The sequence below is a fragment of the Spirosoma harenae genome, assembly GCF_054776975.1.
The window spans coordinates 43,526-63,045 of sequence record NZ_BAAHBD010000031.1; the positions used below are offsets into that span (position 1 = coordinate 43,526).

Here is a 19,520-nt window from a genome sequence, read left to right on the forward strand (position 1 = left end):
TACTGACTCAGATAGAGTTAGCCGGCTCTATGTCGATAAGTATAAAAAGGAGGTGTTGACTCGCTAGTCCTTGGTCGTAAACCGGCTTATCCGTTCGTTGTAGCTATCAAGCAAGGAATCGTCAATATCATCGGCCTGGCTGAGTTCAAATTTAAGAAAGTCAATTCGGTCAGCACCATGAATCATCCCTTCAAACTTGAGTTCCTGATCGACCCAAAATGACGTTTTACGAAGGGCTATCGCCTGGGCAAGAACTGCCGTAACAATTTCGGTTGTCCGCTCCGGATTTTGAGTGGTTAGCAGCAGAATTCGAATGTCGGATGTATACTCTGCATAGCTTATGCCCTGGGCTGGTAATTCGGCATGAACCCACTGGAGAGCCAGGGACTGAATTAACTCTTTATAGGGCGACGTGTCCAGATCGTCGGGAGTAATGCGTCGATTCATTAGCCAAACATACTACCTTTTAATTGTACTTTACGTAGCTTGACCGACTGTGTAAGTGGTATAGAACGTGATCAACAGGAATATAAACGTACACTATTAACTACAGTTGGCTTTACTTCCGTAAAATTTTTTCCATCGCCTTGCCTTTCGCCAGTTCATCAACCAGCTTGTCTAGAAAACGAATCTGCTGCATCAGTTTATCTTCGATTTCCTCTATTCGATATCCACAAATTAGACCAGTAATTTTCGAGACATTTGGATTAAGGAGTGGCGCCTGAGCGAAGAAAGTTTCAAAGTCCGTTTTATTGTCAAGAAGTTGTTGTAATGCTTGGTGGTTGTAGCCAGTTAGCCAAAAAATAATTTCATCCACTTCGGCTTTTGTACGGCCTTTCTTCTCTGCCTTTTGGATATAATGCGGATATACACCGGCAAATGCCATTTTATATACTCTGGTATTATTCGTTTTCATTGCGACACTCAAAATAGCTGCTGTCCCTAAATTAATTGTATTGATCTAAAGTCCCACACTTATACGAGCCTTTTAAAGAATAAGTGCAGGACACGACATTGATTCTCTGTTGATGATGAGTAAACTCACATTAGACTTAGCTCAAATCGGAAACAGATTGCCTTTATTTCAAACGCCGAAACACACCTTCACAACCGGGAAAGGAAGCCACGGTATCGGCTGCTACCAGCCGTTATTCTCAGCTCGTATGCTTTGCTCGGTCTTGCCAGGTTGCTTTTAAACGGTCGCCATGAGCGGGGCAAGTCCACCAGTACGATGAATAAATCAAGCGCTGAGGTAGCCTAGATCCTATAATCAGCTGGCTCGATGGCCGCCCGGCTGGTAGTAGACACGTATGAGCTTAGACCAAAGCCAGGATGAACGCATTTAGAAAAAACAAATGACGATGCCCGACCAAATAGCTCTTTACGGCAACGCAAACGCTACGTACCGATCTCCCGACTTCGTTTTGAGTTTGCCTCCCCCGCAGGCAATCACCACATATTGCTTGCCATTGACGGCGTAGGTACTCGGCGAAGCATACCCGGCTGCGGGCAATTTGGCGCGCCAGAGTTCGCGGCCTGTTTTTCGGTCGAACGCCCGAATCAGTTCGTCACGCGAGGAGGCAATGAATAACAACCCGCCCGCCGTGACGGCCGGGGCACCATAGTTGTCGGTGCCCGTTGGCGGCAGGCCCTTCGCCACCAGTTCTGGATACTCGCCCAGTGGGACTTGCCAACGGTGTTCGCCCGTATTCATGTCGATCGCTGTAAGGGTGCCCCAGGGTGGGCGGCTTACCGGATACCCGGCTCGGTCATACCAACGGGTAAACCCGGTGTGGTGGTAGGGTGCTGTATTAAGGTCAGTCTTGCTGGCCACAGATGTTGTTTTACCGAACAAAAAATCCACGATGGCTTTCCGCTCGGCTTCTTTCAGAGAGGTGAAAGCAGGCATCATGCCCTGGCCTTTGGCCAGAACCTCAGACACTGACTTCTCGTTACGTTTTTGGGAAATGCTGATCAGGGCCGGATAACTACCATCATGACTGCCTTCGCGGTTTTGACCATGGCAGTTGGAACAGTGAGTCTGATAGAGTTGACTACCAGTGCGCTCAACGACTCTGGTCGAACCAACGGGAGTCGGAACCAGACCCATAGTGACTGGAATTTGCTTGGAAGGAACGTACATAATACCAGCTTCGTCTACCGCTGCCCCACCCCACTGCGCTCCTCCGTCGGTACCAGGGAAAAACACAGTCCGGTTAGGACTCAGGGGTAAGGGATAGAACTCTTTACCCTTTTGCCAGCGTCGGAGCTGGGCCACGATCGTGTCGCGGTCGGTGACGAAGTCATTGATATCGCTTTCCGAAAACGATTGGCGGGTAAAGGGCGCAGGTTTGAGGGGAATTGGCTGGGTAGGCCAGGCTTTTTCTCCTGGCACGGTAGAAGCAGGCATGGGTCGCTCTTCAATCGGGAACAGCGGTTTACCCGTGACCCGGTCGAAGACAAACAGAAAACCTTGTTTTGATAAAACCGAAACAGCATCCACTTTTTTGCCATCATGAACGACGGTGAATAAATTGGGCGGAGCCGGAATATCACGATCCCAGATATCATGGTGAATCGTCTGAAAATGCCAAAGTCGCTTGCCTGTGGCTGCGTCGAGAGCTATCAGGCTGTTGCCGAACAGATTCTGGCCGGGCCGAGTACTGCCGTATAAATCAAATGCCGCAGTCCCCGTGGGCACATAGACAATGCCCCGCTGCCGGTCGATGGCCATGCCCATCCAGTTATTGGCTCCTCCGAAGTTAAGGTAGCCATCTTTTGGCCAGGTGTCGGCCCCGTACTCGCCGGGGTGTGGAATGGTGTGGAACGTCCAGACAATCCGCCCTGTGCGCAGGTCGTACGCACGTATATCACCGGGCAGGGCAGGTGCAATCTCTGAGACGCGGTGTCCCATGATAAGCAGATTTTTGTACACTACGCCCGGCGTATTGCTCACTATATATTCGTCGGCTCCGGGACGTGCAAGCCCCTCTTTTAACGATATTTTTCCGCCTTTGCCAAAACTGGCCACTGGTTTTCCCGTACGGGCGTCGAGGGCATAGAGTAGCGAGCCGTAGGCAAAGAAAATCCGGGCCTCCCGTCCATCGGTCCAGTATGTAACGCCCCGGCTATTCATGGTGAAGGTATCGTCGGTGAAAGCCGTTTTCCAAAGTTCCTTGCCCGTGGCCGCGTCGAGCGCAAAAGCCTGCGAGCCCGCCGAAACACCGTACAGTACACCATCAATAATGAGTGGGTTACATTGAATCTGAGTATTGTTTTTGAGCGTATCGACTCCGCCAGAGGCATATTCCCAGGCGACCTGTAAGCCCGCGACATTGGTGGGATTAAGCTGCGTGAGCGGGGAAAAATGGTTGCGATCCGGCCCGCCATTGTATTCGGGCCAATCAGTAGTAGCGGGTTTATCGGTCAGGCTGAACAGACCAACAGTCAGGAGTAAGACAGGGTAGGTGAACCGTTTCATGAGTAGGGTTGCAGGAAAGTACAAATGAACACAAAATGACCGAAAGTTGGAGTAATCTCTGGACTTATCTGACTCAGCACCAGCACAAACTCTGTCGTCGTTTCCGCTTATTGATTACTACTCCCTCCCAAGTTCCTGTTGGGTCATGGATTCATTTATTTTAATACTCGGCCATCCATGACATGGTATCGAGGCTCTAAGCCAAGAAGCTTACATAATAGGTAGGCTAGACCGTAATACTATGCTTCATTCAAACAAGAAAGAAATCTCATCATAAAGCCATTGGGGGCATTGCATATTTCTGACATTCTAAACTTTGTTATGACCAATCTCCCCCATTTTGAACTGGTCATTATTGCCAAATAAAACCCAACGAATTCTATCTATTAAGCTGTTAACTTACTATCAATCAATAGATCTTTCCAACAATTTGTTACACCGTTTTTACTTTTTGAGTTTTGGTATTGAGCCAGCGACGTCGCTTGATATGCTAGAAAACACGGTTGGCTCGAATAGGGAAGTCCTGAATGGTGATTTCAGGCAGAAAGCCCCTGGATAACAGTTGGCCGTTGGGCTTAGCCGACTCGGCGTAGTTTTTCTCCTCCCGATACAGATGAAGTACTTCTAACTCGTGTTCGACACGGGTTAATCGATAATAAGTCAGGATGAACTCTGGTAAGAGGTATTCAACTAAAGGCAAGAAACTTTCCAAAATGAGCTAGACTTGGGTAAAACCACAAACCTAGAAAAATGCAACGCCCTCCACAACTTTTGTACTTGATCCGTATTGATTCAGTATTGGCCTTGAGCCGTTTAAATCAGCGTTTAAACCGAGCATAAAAAAAGCACTTACCATTTCTGATAAGTGCTTGATTTTCAGTGGCGGTCCGGACGGGGCTCGAACCCGCGACCCCCTGCGTGACAGGCAGGTAACTTTTACTGCTGGTTAAAATCTATTATATTTTATTGATTTGTAAACCAGTGCTTTAACTCAAGTCATAGTACTGGTTAGTGTTGGATAGTATTGGTTATTTATATACCTTTATGTACACCAAATTGTACACCGGTCCAAAATGCCAACGAATCCACTGCCTAGCGACCGATTACCCCAGGTCAAAGTCATGCTGTACACCAGCAAGATTATGGCCGATGGCTCTCATCCGCTTAGGCTCCGAATTACCAAGGACGGCGGACGCAAATATATCTCCATTGGTGAAAACTGCACTCGCGCCTGGTGGGATGATGAAAAGGAATTACCTCGTCGTAGCCATCCCGAGCAGAAGCGATTACTGGCCCTGATCAAGAAGTGGGAAACAACCTACGCGGATGCCGCTAGGCGATTACAAGACACTGGTCATGCCTTCACCATCGATATGATTATCGATGCCGTGACTGAGGAAAGTAAGAAGCCCCGCAGGGATCGTAAAGGGGTTATGATGTTGGCTTATTTGCAAGAGATCTATGAGCAGCTTCAGGCCGCTCAGCGGGTAGGCAATGCCAATGTGTACCGGGATATCCACCGGTCATTATCCAAATACCTGCAAGGCAAGGATTGCCCTATGGCTTCGGTAAACGTTATGTTTCTGAACCGCTTTGAAACCTACCTACGGAGTGAAGGCTGCGCGGATACGACTATGAGTGTTTATTTCCGGACTCTGCGAGCTGCCATGAACCGGGCTATTGGCGAGAAATTACTTCCAGCGGATTTGTACCCCTTTAGCCGCAACGTCGCCGAGTACGATAAATTCAGTCTGGCCAAGTTTGACTTGTCCACCCGGAAACGGGCCATTACCAAGGATGAGATACAGCGCATTGAAGCCATCGAAGTAGCTACCCCTCGCCTACTGCTGGCCAAACATCTATTTTTGTTTTCGTACTACGGCGGTGGTATTAACTACGTTGATATGGCGCAGCTTCGTTGGAGCAATGTGCAGGGAGGGCGCTTGCAATATGTTCGGCAAAAAACGGGTGGGCTGTTTAACCTAAAATTACCTGTCTCTGCTATGGGTGTGCTGGAGTATTACCGCCAATTCACGGCCACCAGCCCGGATGCTTATGTGTTTGGCATCGTCAATCCAGAAAGACACCAGACTCCGTTACAGATTTCTAATCGGCTCCATAAGATCAAAGGCCAGGTTAACCAAGACTTGAAGACTATTGGCAAACAGGCTGGTATTGACACTCCTTTAACGACCTATGTGGCCAGACATAGCTTTGCAACTGCGCTTAAGCGTTCAGGTGTTTCGACCGCTATAATTTCCGAAGCAATGGGGCACCAGACCGAAAGTGTTACCCAGACCTACCTTGCTTCGTTTGAGAATGAGTTAATTGATGAGGCTTTTGATAATTTGTAAGCCATCTGAGGAAATAACAAAGGAGATTTATTTAAATTAAAAAATAGCGAGATGAATGATATAAACTACAATGAATTTAAGCGGCAGATTGAGTATACTTTAGATTCATATAAGTTCCGTGACCTCATTCTAAGTAATGAGCCACTTAAAAATGATTTATTCAATGAATTTATAAACTCTAATAAAGAACCTTCTTTTCATTTATTTATTCAAAAATATGTCACTGATGAGCAATGGAATGAAGCTCACCAACCAAAACACAAAGAAGATTCTGGCGCAAGAAGGCAACTATTAGATGCAGAAAATAAGGTAAACGAAGCACTTAGAGAATTTTATAGTTTAAAGAGTGCTGGAGCAATAGAAAAAATTTATTTCGATTATAATATATTATCAACAGGAATAATAAAAAACTTGCTTGAAATTGAAAAGAAATTCAACCTTTTTAAAAGAATTATTTTAGACTCCTCAAACAACTTTGAGTATTACACAGAGGCTCAAGTATTTGCAAATAATATTGCAAAGTTATTACTGAATTTCGAAAATTCAATTTGGATTAGTAAAGTGGCGAAAGCAATTTTAGAAGACGATGAAAATACTTCACTTGAAATAAGGCTTTGGACTAAACAGGGTTTGCATAATGAAAAAGAATCTTATCAACGTTTAAAAGAACACTTTAATTTTCATTTATCTAATTATCTATCTCAACTGATTAACTATTCAGATATAGAGAAGATATCCGACAAAAACTATGGAAAGCAGGCTTTCAGTTCATTTGACAAATTATTTCATACTACCGAGGATCTTGAAATTTGCATGAATGCTTTATGTCGAATAGATCCTCCTTTAATTAACGGTGACAGGATATGGATCGACAGTAAGAGAGGAAAAAAATCTATGCTTGTTGCTTGGTGGGATGCAGTGAAAAACTCTGGACGTGCTTATTCCCCTGAATTAGATACAGATTTGGCTAAGTTATTAAATGAATATATTCCCAGGCTAGATTTAGAAACTAAAGATGCAGGTATTTTCAGGCAAGACACGACAGTAAGAACAAAATACTACCCTCATTTTCTGGCACTTATACCTAAAAAACAATCAACAAAGAAATTAACTTAATTACGAAGTTAATTGAGTTAATTTCTTTGTTGATTACCATTACTGAATTTTGGCACATGTTCTACTAAATTAAACGAACGTGGAAGCCAAAATAATTATAACAACAGAGCTACAGCTTAAAGCAATTGTCGCCGATGCGGTTAGTGTGGCACTTAAATATTATCAACCTTCTGATCAATCTACATCAGTAAATACATTTAGCAAAAAGGTTGATTTTCAAACTGCAAGGAAAGAATACTATCCAGGTATTCCAGAATCCACAGTTCGACAGGAAACGGCTCATTTGAGCCGCACGAAAGTAGGTAAGCGCATCCTACTGGATCGAGACGAAATAGAACAAGATCAACTCAATAAAAGGAGCAAATCTGCAAAGGGCTTCCTACAGGAAGCCGATGAGCAGTTTACTAGCAGACACCAGCGCAGAGAAGGACGGAAAGCCGCATGATGATCTCCACTATTAAGGCAGCCCAGGGTGAAATATTAGCCTTAGGTCTGACTCAATTCGGCTTTGTTATTCGGGCTATGGTCAACGGTCGTTCCTACCGAATTATCACACAATTACCTAGCCAGAAATTGCAGAACCTTCCGAAGGATACAGATTGTGAAACACTTTTCGTCACTGATGAGCGGCACTTACAAACTTGGCGCAATACCCTTTCGACGAATTGCGACCTACCAGCCGTGTAGACGCTGAACTTTCTAACTACGACTGAATTATGCTTGGCACTGGATACCAGTTGACACGAGCCTTCTATGCTGAAGTAGAGCAAAATGAAGCCATGCAGATGGGGTGTAAGCCACATCATCAGAGTCTGTTTACCTGGATTTGTGAGCTACGCAACCGCACCAAACGGGAGGTATTGGATTTACCGGTTCTCTACACGATGCAGATGACCTTTATCGGATCGCAGCACACCCTGGCTAAAGCCATTGACGACCTGGCTAGCTGGGGAATTATCGAGGTCATCATGCAAACCAAAGGCCACGGGACCAAAGTAAAACTCGCTATTGCATTTCTGCAAAAGCACTGCAATAGTGACGGCTGTAATGAAACGGACGCAATTGCAGATATGCAATACCAGTGCAATACAACTGCAATACCAGTGCAAACAATAAAAAGTAATAAAAGAGATAAAAGTAATAAACCCCCTCAATCCCCCAACGGGGAAGAGATGGCCAAACTGCTTTCCGCTTTCCAATACCAATCTGATGCCTTCAAGCTAGCCTGGCGAGAATGGGAGCAGTTCCGAAAGGAGCAAAAAAAGGCGCTTAAGCCTAGCTCGGTTAGTCAGCAACTCAAGTTGCTGGCCAATCACTCTGAAGCAGAAGCTATTGCCATGATTGAACAAAGTATTCGCAACGGCTGGCAAGGCTTGTTTGAGATCAGATCCAGTCAACCGGTTAGATCGCCTACCAACGGAACGTTTCACCCTGCCGCTCAACCCTTAGCTACCCACAAGCCTTATCGTGAACTATCATGACTCAAGCCGAACAAATCCAGCAGATGCTGCGGCTCAAGCCTTATCGCAGCCTCAACAGTCCCCGACTCAAACCAACGCCTGATTTAACCTTTACGCCCCCAAATCCAGTCACCCAGCAGCAGGAAGAACTCCATGAAGCCAAATTGATTTTTGAGTATGAACAAAGCCTACAACAACAGAAAAGCCAGCGAGGGTACTAATCTCCTTGACGTTTATACCTTACCGTCAGACACCGCAGCCGAACGGGCGCTGATTGCCATGCTGCTGGATATGCCCAGGCTCATCACCGATGCCCAAGAGCTACTAGGGTATAGTGAAGTACTGACCCATGAAGGATATCGGCTTTTGTTTGACACGCTCTGCACCCTGGATAGCGAAGGTAGGACCATTCGACTCGGGACCGTCTTGCAGCGTCTGAATGCCAATGGAACCGCTACGAAACTCATCGATATGGGCATCAGTCTGATTGATTTACCGGGGGAAGCCAAAACCATTGATTTTACCGATACCTGTACGCATCTACGCAGCTTGTGGGTCAAACGGTTGGCGATTGAGTCAGCAGGGGCTATCATCACTAGCATTCGATCTGGCGATTCGGTGAGTCAGGTTGTAGATGTGTTGTCTAAAGCCGCCGAATCGGTTTCCGCAGGTTTATCCGTCGGCTCGGACCGAGGCCTCAGCGAGATCATCCGCGAGTCAGTCCATTCCATTGAAGTTGCTATGAATAAACCTGGTGGACTGACGGGTGTCAATACAGGGCTGGGGAAACTTAATCGTAATCTGGGAGGCTGGCAGGATTCGGATATCGTCATGATTGCCGGTCGGCCCGGCATGGGCAAAAGTGTTGCAGGCGTATTTCATGCGATAGCGGCAGCTCGCGAAGGAATACCAGTGGCTTTCCTCTCCCTTGAAATGCCTGCCAAGTCCCTGATGAACCGAATAATAGCCTTTGATACGGGTATTCCTTATTCCCGTATCAAAAAGGGTAAAATCAGCCCAGAGGAGTTCCCCCATATTCATACCGCGATTGGGCGAATCGAGCAGCTACCCATTCACTTCTACGACGATCACAATGCCGACGTGAATGACCTTTCCTACAAGCTTTTGCATTGGAAAAAGCGCTACGGCATTGGACTGGTCATCATCGATTACGTACAGAAACTAACTGATCGTACGATTAAGTCTTCTGCCGAATACGACATTCTGACCAGTGTTTCCAACAAGCTTCAGCGCCTTCGCAAGCGGCTCGATTGTCCAATCATCGAACTAGCTCAGCTTAACCGGAGCGTGGAAACCCGGCAGGGCAGTAAGCGGGCGAGCATGGCTGATTTGCGCTCAACCGGCCAGTTTGAACAGGATGCGACGGTGATCATCATGCTCTACCGGGATGACTACTACAAAGAAAAGGCTGCCAGGGACGCGGCTGAGGCTTCAGGTACTAGCTATGTCGAACCCACCTTTGATCAACTTCTCGAATACGGTATTGTCAAGAGTCGGGATGGGGAAACGGGAACCGCCGTGTTTTGGGCGGATGTGGCCACCAACCGGATCGCCGATCAAGCACCAAGCCTTACCTCAAATTGGCCGCTAAACCAAGTCAAGCCCGGTCAGGAAGGTTTTTAATGAATCACGTAACTCAAAACACATATCAGTCTATGGCTTACATTAATCTCCGCCACATTGGCGAACTCTACCTGGAAGCGCTAACCAACTACCAACTGGCTGAAAGCTTCTGCTACAACTGTGATAGCAAAACCAGTCAGATTCCAGATGACGTCTTCATGAGGCTGGCTAAAGCGCACCGCCAGGCTGAAAACCTGCATAAAAAGCTCTCCCGGCTTCATCAGGTCTGTACTGACTTTGCCGCTGGCCAGTTTGATGCCTACATCGATGAGCATACCAAGTGGAAAGAAAACGAGGAAGATGCGTTCGATCCGTTTGCTGAGCTGGAAAGCTGCTTTGACTGCTCCAGCGTCTGCGACTTGCCGACCCAGATTGAACAGTACCTTGAGCTTCTGTCGCTATCGCACACATATGCCCAGGGTAAACAACAAAAATGGTTGGCTTTCGAGCAGTTCTTTGGTCGGCTTGCCCGCTACTATCCGACTACCGATGCGTCCGGGAGAACGGTTATGGTTCCTGAAAGTGAAATGCCGGAATCGTTGCTCCATGAGCAGTCCGTTAACCGGGAAATTCAAGATGTTGAAGTGGAATTCTGTCTGGATAACTACAATGTATTTTATGACCGGGCACTTGGCCTGATAAGCGCCTATATGGGTGGTGACGTGCAGGAATGTGCCCAGATAATTCTTTCCCTATTCAGCCCTACGAGGGCCGCCCTCAACCTATAATCCAAATAACCTCACCAATCATTAACAAAGCACTTCCCGCAAACATCGGTCAATGTCGAAGGCCCACATGCCTTTATTAACGCTAAATCGCTATGAACACCAAAACCCAATACGTAATACCCTCCCTACTATGGGTCGAAGTCACGGTTCCAAATTATCAAAAATATTGGGCTCGAACGTCAAGATTTCTGGCCGATACGCCCGAATCCGAACGGGCTCATGTGCTTGAGCTGCTGAAAGCGGGTAGACTTATTGCCTACGAAGAAAGTGGGGTTTGCATTCAGTGCGTACCTATTACGGGAAGTGTTAAGAAACGGCTGGATCATCTGCTCTCCTTCGAAGAAGGTAGTTTTCGACTCGCTACGTTTCGAGCCGATAACGCGCTGTTTTCAAAAGACCTTCAAGAGTACTACAGCATGAACGAAATGGCTGAACGGAGTTTTATGCCGAGCCCTACTATTGCTATCGGCCAGTGGAACACACCAGTCTATAGCTTTCATGGTCAGCTTACGGACGTCTTTGTACCTGTTGAACTTGGGCCTATCTATTTCCACCAACACTAATATAAATTAGCCATGACTCCCGCTCAAACAATCCTGACTCTTCCTGAGCAGCTAAAAGACACGACGGTCGACATTTCCAAGCTAATGAGGTACCTGCTGCAGCTGCCCCGGTATCTGGAGGCTGGTGAACAACAGGGCCTGGATGCTCATACCCGGTATTACCTGGCTTTGGCCGATGGAATTGATTTCTGGATGCGTCGCTACCTGGTGGGCAGGACAACCACCCTTCGTCAGGTGTTCCGTGAAATCCGGGATCTTCAAGAACTCAACCCAATAGCCGCTCAACAATTAGCCCCTTGCATACTCGATAGCATCCACGCGACGCTCGTCCGGGAAGAGTGGTTTGAGCTCGTACCTAAGTTTCTAAGTGCCCGTAAACGAATTCAGAAGACGTTTCAAATCTGACTGAATGAGTAACCATTACCCGGCCCACCCTACTGGATATCAGCAAAGAGGTACCACCTATTTTCCACTAAAAAACCCACTAAAATAGTGACAGCAGCCTATGAAGTTTGAAAAGGGACATACTAAAAAAGGCGGGCGTCAACCAGGGTCTAAAAACAAAGTACCCTCCGACATTAAAACCCGCATTGCTGCGCTTATCGATGGTCGGTTTGATCGGATTGTTACCATCCTGGATGAGCTGGACCCTAAGGACGAGATGACCGCCTACCTCAAGTTCCTCGAATACATCCTGCCCAAGCAACGCGAGCAAAAGGTAGACATAACCAACCGGCTTGACGGGCTCACAGACGAGCAATTGAATTCGCTAATCGACCACATTTTAAATAACCCCAATACATGAATAATTATTCATATATTATCACCATCGAGCCAAATGACCCGCGATACAAGCAGGTGATCCGGGCGGCTCTAAAGGCCAAAGACGCTAACGCCCTTTCTGTCCTAAAAGGCAATACTCACAAGCCCATCTGGTTCGTGCGAAACTGGTTCATGTACTCGCTAATGGCTAGCTCCTGGGATAATTCCCCAGAGGAACGCGCTCATGTGGTCATTTACCACCCACAGGCCAGACTGGACTTTATCCGCTCCGAACGGCACCGAAAGGGTCAGGATACCCATGATCTGGCTTTGCCGATTCCACTCGACACTTACTCATTTTTAGGCTAAACGACTATGAACCAAACCATCCCATTGACTAAAGAACTCCAAGCGAGACTACTATCTGCCATGCGTACGGACCAGCTTAACCTGGCGGCCTTCCCTGAGTTGCTGCCTGATGAGACTGCGCCAACTCCTCGCTCATCCTATCCCTTCACGGAGCCAGAAAATGAGCAGTTGAATGATCTGCTGGCTAGAGCCCGGTATCAACCGATGCTAATCAATCTGGACCGGTCCATTAAAATTCGACTACTCAAGGCGATTGGAGCCGCAGTGATCAGCCCGGCTGAGTTCCCTGAATTCATCCAGGCTTGTCAAAAGCGTCAGATCGATCTAGCCATCTACTCCCCGCAGGAACTTGATTTTCTAACCGAATTAGCCCTACAACTAGACTAACCCATATAAATCATGACAACACTAATCACCAACTCGCCCATTGTACCCCTAACGCGTGATTTTAAAGTTCGCCTGCTCAAAGCCATTCAAACCGGTGAGCTGGATATCCGTCAGTTCCCTGAACTGGTCCAAGCGGGTCGAACAGCCATTGAATCCGATCTGGAAGGACTTTCTCAAGCAGAGCTGGCAACCGTCACCGAAGCCATTCGTATTCTCGACCGTATTCAATCGTAAGCCTACTTAGCTATGCAAACCCAGATCATTGACTTACCCGCTGACCTTCAGAAACGTATGCTGCTGGCAATCCGGACTAATCAGTTCAATTTGGCTGACTTCCCGGAGCTACAAATAGGTAGCCCCTCGCCCAGGCCTATCATTGACACCGACGATTTTACCCAGGAAGAACTGGAGTTAATGCCCCTCCTAAGTAGAACCGTCAGCTTTCTAAGGGCTAGTGGACAACTGTCTCTATCTAAACAGACAAAAGTCAAGCTACTGCGAGCCTGTCAGAGAGGATGGCTAGACTTAGCTGAGGTGCCAGAACTCATTCAGGTAAGGCAAACGCTTCGGCCGGATTTCTCAGGGGTTCCCCCCGATCAGCTTCGCCTGCTGGTCAAGATCAGTCGACTTCGTAAAAATGGATACTAACCCCACAATTATGAACCCCACTGAGTATCAAAAACGCCTGTTCTGTATGGAATTCGTCAATCAGAATCCCAGCTTTCGCCACTACGCGGTAACGCTGGGCCTCTACCGGAAATTCTATACGCTGGCCGAGTTGCAACAGTATAGCGCCCGAATCATGGGCAAACGCTTACACCTACGGATTGGCACGCTATCAACCGCCCACATTTATCACAACTCAATTCATCCCAATTAAACTAGCTTATTTATGAACAAGAAAGAAGCCTCAGCTATCGATCCTGAATCATTGATCGATACAACGCAAACTGAAACCCCTGAACTGCATACACTCATTCAAAATGGGTTAACCTTCAGCATTCCCAAGAAGAGTCTGCTTCGATTCTTCGGTAAGCCCGAACGCACATTTACCATCAAGCAACCCTTCTTAGGTACGCTTGAAAAAATATGCAACGTCGGCTGTGAGATGGTGTACTCCGATGAGGATCTGGACGCTAACCCCCTTTTGGAAAGCAAACGACTGACCCGTGAAAGCGCAAAAAAATGCGCCAGGGTGATTGCTATTGCGATCCTGAACGGTTGGGTGAATATCTTCCTGTTTGCCCCCCTGCTGTCTCGTTACCTGCTCTGGCGGTTGTCACCCTCCGATCTGATTTACCTAACGATGATGGTTTCTCAGATCAGCAACTTTGGCGATTTTATTTCTGCAGTTCGGCTCCTATCAGCCGCTTACCGAACCACTCAGCCAACTACCCATGAAGAATAGCAATGAACCGATTCCGTTTGATGCGCTAGCGGCTGAGATGAGCGAACTCGATACCTTGACTGAGCATGGTATCGAGTTTAAAACGCCCAGGCGAACCTTCCGGATTCAGCAGCCATACCTGGGAACACTAGATCACCTCAGCCGGGAATTTATCAACCTGACCCTTTCCCAGGAGCGAATGAGGGCTAATCCGCTTCAGGAGAGTAAACGGCTAGCTAGTAGGCACGCTAGACGGTGCGCCCGAATCATGGCTATTGCGGCCCTGAATGGGAAGTGGCAAATCAAGTGGTTGACTACTCTATTCGCCTGGTATTTCCGCTGGCACAGCAACCCCTCTTCGCTCTTTACGCTAACACTCATCATTAACCGCAGTAGCAGTCTAACGGACTTTTATCAACTCTACCAGGTCTCTGCGGACGCTAACGAGGCCAAATCCGGCAAGGCAAAATCCCGTACTCTTGGCCCAAAAAGTCCCTACGGATCAAGAGGAGCCATTTGCGCGCACTTTCACTGGAGCTATGAGTATCTACTCTGGGGTATCCGGTGGCCCATCCTGCAACGAATGTTACTCGATGCCCCAAGCTATGACGTAGCTGAGGCTAAGCAGGAAGGAACCACAGAAGAGCTAACAGAAGAGAATATGCTGGAGATAATGAAACGGATTAACAAAGACTATCAATAAGACGATGAATACAACCAATGGACCTTTATCCTTTGATGCCCTGATTAACGATCGCCCGTTTATGAGCTCTCTTCGAGCCATGGAAAATCGAATCATCGGGCTTTCCGGTACGGCAATTCGGGAAACCAAGCTGATTGACGATTCATTCCGCAGGCTAGGCCAATTAGCCGTTGGCGCGTTCGCCTTTAGTGGACTTTCAGACCTGCCTCAGCAGATTCTCAAGGTGAGGTCAGAATTCCAACAGTTGGAGATTTCCATGACCACGATGTTGAAAAATAAGGCACTGGCAAACGACCTACTCAGGCAGGTTGTCCAGTACGCAGGGGAAACCCCGTTCAGCGTCAAAGAAACAGCTACAGGCGCAAAGCAACTTCTGGCTTACGGCTTTGCCGCTAAAGACCTGATCCCGATCCTGAAGACACTAGGCAACGTATCGGCGGTGCTAAACCTACCGCTCGAGCGGCTTATCTACCTCTACGGTACTACGAAAACGCAGGGGCGCTTATTCGCATCTGATCTTAACCAATTCGTTTCTTCCGGAATTCCCTTGATTTCCGAATTAGCAAAGCAGTTCTCCGTATCAGAGGAGAGCGTTCGCAAGCTAGTTGAGGAAGGGCGCGTTGGTTTCCCCCAGGTGAAAAAAGCCCTGAAAAGCCTGACTACGGGTAGTGGCTTATTCGCTGGAACGCTCGATGCTCAATCGAAGTCCTTAAATGCTCTTAAGGAAAGGCTAGGTGACGCATACGAAAAAATGCTGAATGATATCGGCAAAAAGAACGAAGGTTTGGCCGCTGATGTGTTCTCTGTCGCTACCGAAGTAGTAGAGCATTATCAGGAGGTAGTCGACACACTCAAGGTACTCGCCGGGGCTTATGGGGGCGCAAAGGCCGCTACTGTTTTATATGGCATTGCCCAGAAATCCAATTTCGCGATTACCGCAGCGCAAGCTATTGCGCAAGCTCAGGCCGCTAATGCTACTGGTTTTCTAACCATCTCCCAAACCAAGGCAGCCGCTTCGACAGCCCTATTAACCCGCGCCCAGGCAGCACTTAACGGGGTCATGCGTATTAATCCTATTGTGTTAATTGGAACGGCCATTGCTGCCCTGGTTACGTCGTATCTGGTGTTTAAAGATGAAGTAGAAGAGGTCAAAACGGCTCAGGAACTGTTAGCTGGTATAGCCAAAACAACCAGCGATCGATTCGCTACCCAGAAAGCTGAGGTAGTGAGTCTGATTAGTACGTTGAAGAATCAGAACATTGCCGAAAGCACCCGATTACGGGCCTACAACCAACTCAATGAGATTTCTCCGAAGATCATTAATGGGCTAAGTTTCCAGCAAGCCAAAACCGCCGATCTGACGGCTACGCTTAATGAATACCTGGCTTCGCTGAAACAAAAAATCAAGTTAGAAGCAGGGCAAGAAGCCTTCGGGGGTGCGTTCAAACAGGAGTTAGAAGCAGGCGAAAAAGCAACCCAGATTCAAAAAGAACTCAACGAACTACTCGCTCAAGCTGGCAAAGTGAAGCCAGGACAAGGCTCCTCAGCGATTACGGTTGCTCTTTCTCAGAAAATTGCCAGTAAACGAGTTGAGCTGTCTAAGGCCATTAAGGCCGAAGCGGATGCCCGTAAAACGACCGAAGCCGTTGAGCGTTCGATTGGCGAGGGATTAGCCGAGGGTAGTAAGCAGGCATTGGAAGCGGCTATTGCCCAAGATGAGGCCAGGTTACGTCAACTTAAGGATACAGATGAGGCTTACAAAATCGTCGAAGATGACCTGATCAAGCATAAAGCTGAACTAGCTAAACTCAATAGCGCTCCCGCTCAGGGTCCGACGTTTTTAGAGCGGCTAGAGAAGGCGGACGATGCGGCATCCCTTCGGTTAACCAAAAACTACGCCAAAACCGAGAATGACCTGAAAGCCCTGCAAAAAGCGGTTCAGGAAAAAATAGGCAGTTCGGCGTTAGGCAGTCAGACCAAAGCCCAGTTAGAAAAGCTGGATGCTGAAATTAATTACGCACTCGGTAAACGAACCCAGGCCCAGAAAGCCGCCGAAAAGGTTGGCCCATATGGATCGATCAGTTACTGGGAGAATGTGGTTAAGCTGGCAGAAGAGGCACTTTCGAAAACGCCTAAAACAGATGTTGCAGCCATTGAAAAACAAAAGGCTACAATCCTCAACGCGCAGACCCAACTGGAGGAGGTTCGTAAGGCAACAGCCACTCGTAGCTTCGAAGAGGAACTTGACGAAAAACAAAGGCTCTATGCCCTGTACACAAAGTTTATTGAGAACTACGGCAAAACATCGGCTGATAATCAGTTTGCTGACTTGCGTAAGAATGGAGATTCGTACCTGGACTACCTGAACGCCCAGATTGCCAAGCTGGAAACCAAACAGAAGGCAGGTACACTAAGCGATACCGAGGCCAAAAACTTAGGCGGGCTGATCACTCGCCGGGACGATTTCACCCAAAAGAAATCCGCTATCGATGTGTTTACGCAGGGGCTTCAAAAAGCGCAGGTTGAATCAAAAAGTCTGGCTGATTACCTGAGTGTGCTCAAGGCCAGGCAGGCTGAACTAAACAACGTGGTTAGTCCTTTGTCGGCTGACTATACGAAAAAGAAAGAAGCCGTTGCTCAGGATATTGTCAATGTCGAGCGGCAACTAAAAGATCAGGCAACGCAGTTTCTGATTAACTCGGCCAGCTCAGGCGAACAGGAATTGGCTATCCGTCGTAAGTACAACGATCTACGGTTAGGCCTGGATAAGCTGTATAACGGCAAACGGACCGAGGCTTACGATACCGCGCTGGCCGATATTAACGACAAAGAGCAGCAGGAATTCGAGGACTTCAAGCAACGTAAGTTCGAAGAGACCCAGGCTTACCGAAACACGCAGAAGGTAATCCTTGAGGAGGGGGAAAAGGCAAATCAAATTGCCATTCAGCGCCAAAGGGAGGCTGTTGCCGTAGCGGAAACAACAGCGGGTAAAACCAGTCAGGCGTATCTGAAAGCTCTCAAACAGCTTCAGGATTTAGAGAAACAGGCCGCTGATAAAGGTAAATCCGGTTTACAGGCGTTTGTCAATAAATACACCGGAATCGTGCTTCAGTTCGGTCAGGCACTGTCACAAGTAGGCGGGGAAGCCGGTGTTGTGGGGGATATTCTGGTCAGCTTCGCGTCGAATGTGGATCTAATCAATCAGGCCTTCGACAAGAGCACCTCAAAAGCAAATCTCTACGGAATTGCTATTCAGGGACTGGTCAGTATTTACAACTCGGTAAGCAAAGCCGCTGAGCAGCGCAAACAGAAGGAAGAGGAATACTACCGCTCGATGATTAACAGCCAGCAGCAGTATAATTTGCTTCTGAATGAACAAATTGGCCTTCGGACTAAAAGCAAGGAAAACGTCTTTGTCAAAGATTATCTGGGCGAACTGAAAGATAATTACGAGAAGTTCGATAAAGCCCAGGCCAGGTATCAGGACAACTTACGAAAATTAGCCGCCGGTCGGGCAAAAACAGGCCTGCAAACGGTTGACGATAAAGGTAGCGGTCTAAACATCATTGGCTCAGGAGCCGCAGCGGGGGCGGCTATTGGTACCTTAATTGCGCCCGTCATTGGAACGGCAGTTGGTGCAGCCATTGGCGGAATCGTCGGCGGAATTGCGACGTTGTTCGGAGGGTCCAAAAAGAAAGCCGATGAGTTCGGTTCTTTGCTGGCTACCTATCCCGATATCATCAAGAAGTCGAAAGATGGTGTTGACGAATTGAATACAGCCCTCGCCCAAACATTGATCGATCAGGGACTCGTCGATGATTCAACCAGGGATCTACTTCAATCTACAATTGAATGGCAGAAACAAATGGAGGAAGCTAGGCAGGCCATCAAGGATATGGTGGCAACGCTGGCCGGATCGTTGGGCGATAAGCTCAGGGATAGTCTGGTGGGAGCCTTTGAAGATGGTACTGACGCAGCGCAGGCCTTCTCCAGTTCAGTGAGCGCTATTTTGGAAGACATGGTTACTAAAATCCTCTTCTCGAAAGCGTTCAAATCGCTATTTGATACACTCGAAGCCGATCTGACCAACTCGCTCAATGTGGCAGGTGGTGGTGATGGAAATGTACTGGATGATTTTCAGCGCTTCACCCAAAACTCGCAGGGTGCCATGGCAGAGTACAACAAATGGCTTCAGCAGTTTAAGGACGCAGCCAGTCAGTCCGGGTTTGATGTGCTGAAAAGCTCTAAATTGAATCCTGCCGCTAGCTTATCCACGCAGGGCGGCCGGGCGTATCAGACATTATCCGAAACAACCGGGAGTGCGTTGATGGGTCAATTTAATGCAATGCGTATTCAGCAGGCTGATATTAATGCCGGCATTCGCAATTCGAACGTTTTCTTGAGCAACATCGATCGCAATACCGCTATGATAAAGCAAACCAATGAACTGCTCAGCAATATGGATCGGCGCTTACGGAACCTGGAAGATTTCCCGGCAACTTTACGGGCACTAGGTGTATTTTAGGTAGTTGTGGTAGGAAGCAATAGAAAGGTATTCAGGCGACT

General features: G+C 47.7%; 23 protein-coding genes and 1 tRNA gene. 19 read left to right on the forward strand and 5 right to left on the reverse strand.

Annotation, left to right across the window (positions count from 1 at the left end):
* Nucleotides 1-63: 63 nt before the first annotated feature.
* From ACYVE4_RS27805 to ACYVE4_RS27825, 5 genes are all read right to left on the reverse strand, one after another.
* The gene (locus ACYVE4_RS27805; RefSeq protein ID WP_461043679.1) at nt 64-447 is read right to left on the reverse strand and encodes a hypothetical protein; all 384 of its coding nucleotides are present in this window, start codon (nt 445-447) and stop codon (nt 64-66) included.
* 112 nt (nt 448-559) lie between these two features.
* Nucleotides 560-886: a DUF2200 domain-containing protein gene (locus ACYVE4_RS27810; RefSeq protein ID WP_461043680.1), complete on the reverse strand. Its 327-nt coding sequence runs from the start codon at nt 884-886 to the stop codon at nt 560-562.
* A gap of 495 nt (nt 887-1,381) precedes the next feature.
* Nucleotides 1,382-3,481 carry an outer membrane protein assembly factor BamB family protein gene (locus tag ACYVE4_RS27815; RefSeq protein ID WP_461043681.1) on the reverse strand — a complete coding sequence of 700 codons (2,100 nt, stop codon included), beginning with the start codon at nt 3,479-3,481 and terminating at the stop codon, nt 1,382-1,384.
* 490 nt (nt 3,482-3,971) lie between these two features.
* Nucleotides 3,972-4,193 (reverse strand): ISAon1 family transposase N-terminal region protein, encoded by a 222-nt coding sequence (locus tag ACYVE4_RS27820; RefSeq protein ID WP_461043682.1) that lies wholly within the window; start codon nt 4,191-4,193, stop codon nt 3,972-3,974.
* A gap of 168 nt (nt 4,194-4,361) precedes the next feature.
* Nucleotides 4,362-4,430: transfer RNA gene (locus ACYVE4_RS27825), tRNA-Asp, on the reverse strand.
* A 124-nt stretch (nt 4,431-4,554) separates the two neighbouring features.
* Here ACYVE4_RS27825 and ACYVE4_RS27830 point away from each other — a divergent pair.
* The 19 genes from ACYVE4_RS27830 (at nt 4,555) to ACYVE4_RS27920 (ending at nt 19,479) form a co-directional block, all read left to right on the forward strand.
* Nucleotides 4,555-5,835 (forward strand): phage integrase SAM-like domain-containing protein, encoded by a 1,281-nt coding sequence (locus tag ACYVE4_RS27830; RefSeq protein WP_461043683.1) that lies wholly within the window; start codon nt 4,555-4,557, stop codon nt 5,833-5,835.
* A gap of 51 nt (nt 5,836-5,886) precedes the next feature.
* Nucleotides 5,887-6,951 (forward strand): hypothetical protein, encoded by a 1,065-nt coding sequence (locus ACYVE4_RS27835; RefSeq protein ID WP_461043684.1) that lies wholly within the window; start codon nt 5,887-5,889, stop codon nt 6,949-6,951.
* Between the two features lie 79 nt (nt 6,952-7,030).
* Nucleotides 7,031-7,396 carry a hypothetical protein gene (locus ACYVE4_RS27840; RefSeq protein ID WP_461043685.1) on the forward strand — a complete coding sequence of 122 codons (366 nt, stop codon included), beginning with the start codon at nt 7,031-7,033 and terminating at the stop codon, nt 7,394-7,396.
* Nucleotides 7,393-7,638: a hypothetical protein gene (locus ACYVE4_RS27845; RefSeq protein WP_461043686.1), complete on the forward strand. Its 246-nt coding sequence runs from the start codon at nt 7,393-7,395 to the stop codon at nt 7,636-7,638. The genes ACYVE4_RS27840 and ACYVE4_RS27845 overlap by 4 nt, the downstream gene beginning before the upstream one ends.
* 29 nt (nt 7,639-7,667) lie before the next feature.
* Nucleotides 7,668-8,432, forward strand: a complete 765-nt coding sequence (locus ACYVE4_RS27850; RefSeq protein WP_461043687.1) for a hypothetical protein — start codon at nt 7,668-7,670, stop codon at nt 8,430-8,432.
* A complete protein-coding gene (locus ACYVE4_RS27855) occupies nt 8,429-8,632 on the forward strand; it encodes a hypothetical protein (protein WP_461043688.1) in 204 nt (67 codons plus the stop codon). Before ACYVE4_RS27850 ends, ACYVE4_RS27855 begins: the two co-directional genes overlap by 4 nt.
* Nucleotides 8,589-10,055 carry a replicative DNA helicase gene (locus ACYVE4_RS27860; protein ID WP_461043689.1) on the forward strand — a complete coding sequence of 489 codons (1,467 nt, stop codon included), beginning with the start codon at nt 8,589-8,591 and terminating at the stop codon, nt 10,053-10,055. The genes ACYVE4_RS27855 and ACYVE4_RS27860 overlap by 44 nt, the downstream gene beginning before the upstream one ends.
* Nucleotides 10,056-10,087: 32 nt before the next feature.
* Entirely contained in the window at nt 10,088-10,783 is a 696-nt protein-coding gene (locus ACYVE4_RS27865) for a hypothetical protein (RefSeq protein ID WP_461043690.1), read from the forward strand.
* Nucleotides 10,784-10,875: 92 nt separating this feature from the next.
* The gene (locus tag ACYVE4_RS27870) at nt 10,876-11,346 is read left to right on the forward strand and encodes a hypothetical protein (RefSeq protein WP_461043691.1); all 471 of its coding nucleotides are present in this window, start codon (nt 10,876-10,878) and stop codon (nt 11,344-11,346) included.
* A gap of 12 nt (nt 11,347-11,358) precedes the next feature.
* A complete protein-coding gene (locus ACYVE4_RS27875) occupies nt 11,359-11,751 on the forward strand; it encodes a hypothetical protein (protein WP_461043692.1) in 393 nt (130 codons plus the stop codon).
* 100 nt (nt 11,752-11,851) lie between these two features.
* The gene (locus ACYVE4_RS27880; RefSeq protein ID WP_461043693.1) at nt 11,852-12,151 is read left to right on the forward strand and encodes a hypothetical protein; all 300 of its coding nucleotides are present in this window, start codon (nt 11,852-11,854) and stop codon (nt 12,149-12,151) included.
* The gene (locus ACYVE4_RS27885) at nt 12,148-12,477 is read left to right on the forward strand and encodes a hypothetical protein (RefSeq protein WP_461043694.1); all 330 of its coding nucleotides are present in this window, start codon (nt 12,148-12,150) and stop codon (nt 12,475-12,477) included. Before ACYVE4_RS27880 ends, ACYVE4_RS27885 begins: the two co-directional genes overlap by 4 nt.
* A gap of 6 nt (nt 12,478-12,483) precedes the next feature.
* Nucleotides 12,484-12,864, forward strand: coding sequence for a hypothetical protein (locus ACYVE4_RS27890; RefSeq protein WP_461043695.1), 381 nt, complete (start codon nt 12,484-12,486; stop codon nt 12,862-12,864).
* 12 nt (nt 12,865-12,876) lie between these two features.
* Nucleotides 12,877-13,098, forward strand: a complete 222-nt coding sequence (locus ACYVE4_RS27895) for a hypothetical protein (protein WP_461043696.1) — start codon at nt 12,877-12,879, stop codon at nt 13,096-13,098.
* Between the two features lie 12 nt (nt 13,099-13,110).
* Nucleotides 13,111-13,512 (forward strand): hypothetical protein, encoded by a 402-nt coding sequence (locus tag ACYVE4_RS27900; protein ID WP_461043697.1) that lies wholly within the window; start codon nt 13,111-13,113, stop codon nt 13,510-13,512.
* Nucleotides 13,513-13,522: 10 nt separating this feature from the next.
* Nucleotides 13,523-13,744 (forward strand): hypothetical protein, encoded by a 222-nt coding sequence (locus tag ACYVE4_RS27905; RefSeq protein WP_461043698.1) that lies wholly within the window; start codon nt 13,523-13,525, stop codon nt 13,742-13,744.
* A 12-nt stretch (nt 13,745-13,756) separates the two neighbouring features.
* Nucleotides 13,757-14,272, forward strand: coding sequence for a hypothetical protein (locus tag ACYVE4_RS27910; RefSeq protein ID WP_461043699.1), 516 nt, complete (start codon nt 13,757-13,759; stop codon nt 14,270-14,272).
* Complete coding sequence (locus ACYVE4_RS27915) at nt 14,262-14,954, forward strand: hypothetical protein (protein ID WP_461043700.1); 693 nt, start codon at nt 14,262-14,264, stop codon at nt 14,952-14,954. Before ACYVE4_RS27910 ends, ACYVE4_RS27915 begins: the two co-directional genes overlap by 11 nt.
* 61 nt (nt 14,955-15,015) lie before the next feature.
* Nucleotides 15,016-19,479, forward strand: a complete 4,464-nt coding sequence (locus ACYVE4_RS27920) for a tape measure protein (protein WP_461043701.1) — start codon at nt 15,016-15,018, stop codon at nt 19,477-19,479.
* Nucleotides 19,480-19,520: the final 41 nt, after the last annotated feature.

Coding starts and splice junctions, on each gene's coding strand:
- ACYVE4_RS27805 (WP_461043679.1), bottom strand. CDS start 447: ATGAATCGACGCATTACTCCCGACGATCTGGACACGTCGCCCTATAAA.
- ACYVE4_RS27810 (WP_461043680.1), bottom strand. CDS start 886: ATGGCATTTGCCGGTGTATATCCGCATTATATCCAAAAGGCAGAGAAG.
- ACYVE4_RS27815 (WP_461043681.1), bottom strand. CDS start 3,481: ATGAAACGGTTCACCTACCCTGTCTTACTCCTGACTGTTGGTCTGTTC.
- ACYVE4_RS27830 (WP_461043683.1), top strand. CDS start 4,555: ATGCCAACGAATCCACTGCCTAGCGACCGATTACCCCAGGTCAAAGTC.
- ACYVE4_RS27835 (WP_461043684.1), top strand. CDS start 5,887: ATGAATGATATAAACTACAATGAATTTAAGCGGCAGATTGAGTATACT.
- ACYVE4_RS27845 (WP_461043686.1), top strand. CDS start 7,393: ATGATGATCTCCACTATTAAGGCAGCCCAGGGTGAAATATTAGCCTTA.
- ACYVE4_RS27850 (WP_461043687.1), top strand. CDS start 7,668: ATGCTTGGCACTGGATACCAGTTGACACGAGCCTTCTATGCTGAAGTA.
- ACYVE4_RS27855 (WP_461043688.1), top strand. CDS start 8,429: ATGACTCAAGCCGAACAAATCCAGCAGATGCTGCGGCTCAAGCCTTAT.
- ACYVE4_RS27860 (WP_461043689.1), top strand. CDS start 8,589: ATGAACAAAGCCTACAACAACAGAAAAGCCAGCGAGGGTACTAATCTC.
- ACYVE4_RS27865 (WP_461043690.1), top strand. CDS start 10,088: ATGGCTTACATTAATCTCCGCCACATTGGCGAACTCTACCTGGAAGCG.
- ACYVE4_RS27870 (WP_461043691.1), top strand. CDS start 10,876: ATGAACACCAAAACCCAATACGTAATACCCTCCCTACTATGGGTCGAA.
- ACYVE4_RS27875 (WP_461043692.1), top strand. CDS start 11,359: ATGACTCCCGCTCAAACAATCCTGACTCTTCCTGAGCAGCTAAAAGAC.
- ACYVE4_RS27880 (WP_461043693.1), top strand. CDS start 11,852: ATGAAGTTTGAAAAGGGACATACTAAAAAAGGCGGGCGTCAACCAGGG.
- ACYVE4_RS27885 (WP_461043694.1), top strand. CDS start 12,148: ATGAATAATTATTCATATATTATCACCATCGAGCCAAATGACCCGCGA.
- ACYVE4_RS27890 (WP_461043695.1), top strand. CDS start 12,484: ATGAACCAAACCATCCCATTGACTAAAGAACTCCAAGCGAGACTACTA.
- ACYVE4_RS27895 (WP_461043696.1), top strand. CDS start 12,877: ATGACAACACTAATCACCAACTCGCCCATTGTACCCCTAACGCGTGAT.
- ACYVE4_RS27900 (WP_461043697.1), top strand. CDS start 13,111: ATGCAAACCCAGATCATTGACTTACCCGCTGACCTTCAGAAACGTATG.
- ACYVE4_RS27905 (WP_461043698.1), top strand. CDS start 13,523: ATGAACCCCACTGAGTATCAAAAACGCCTGTTCTGTATGGAATTCGTC.
- ACYVE4_RS27910 (WP_461043699.1), top strand. CDS start 13,757: ATGAACAAGAAAGAAGCCTCAGCTATCGATCCTGAATCATTGATCGAT.
- ACYVE4_RS27915 (WP_461043700.1), top strand. CDS start 14,262: ATGAAGAATAGCAATGAACCGATTCCGTTTGATGCGCTAGCGGCTGAG.
- ACYVE4_RS27920 (WP_461043701.1), top strand. CDS start 15,016: ATGAGCTCTCTTCGAGCCATGGAAAATCGAATCATCGGGCTTTCCGGT.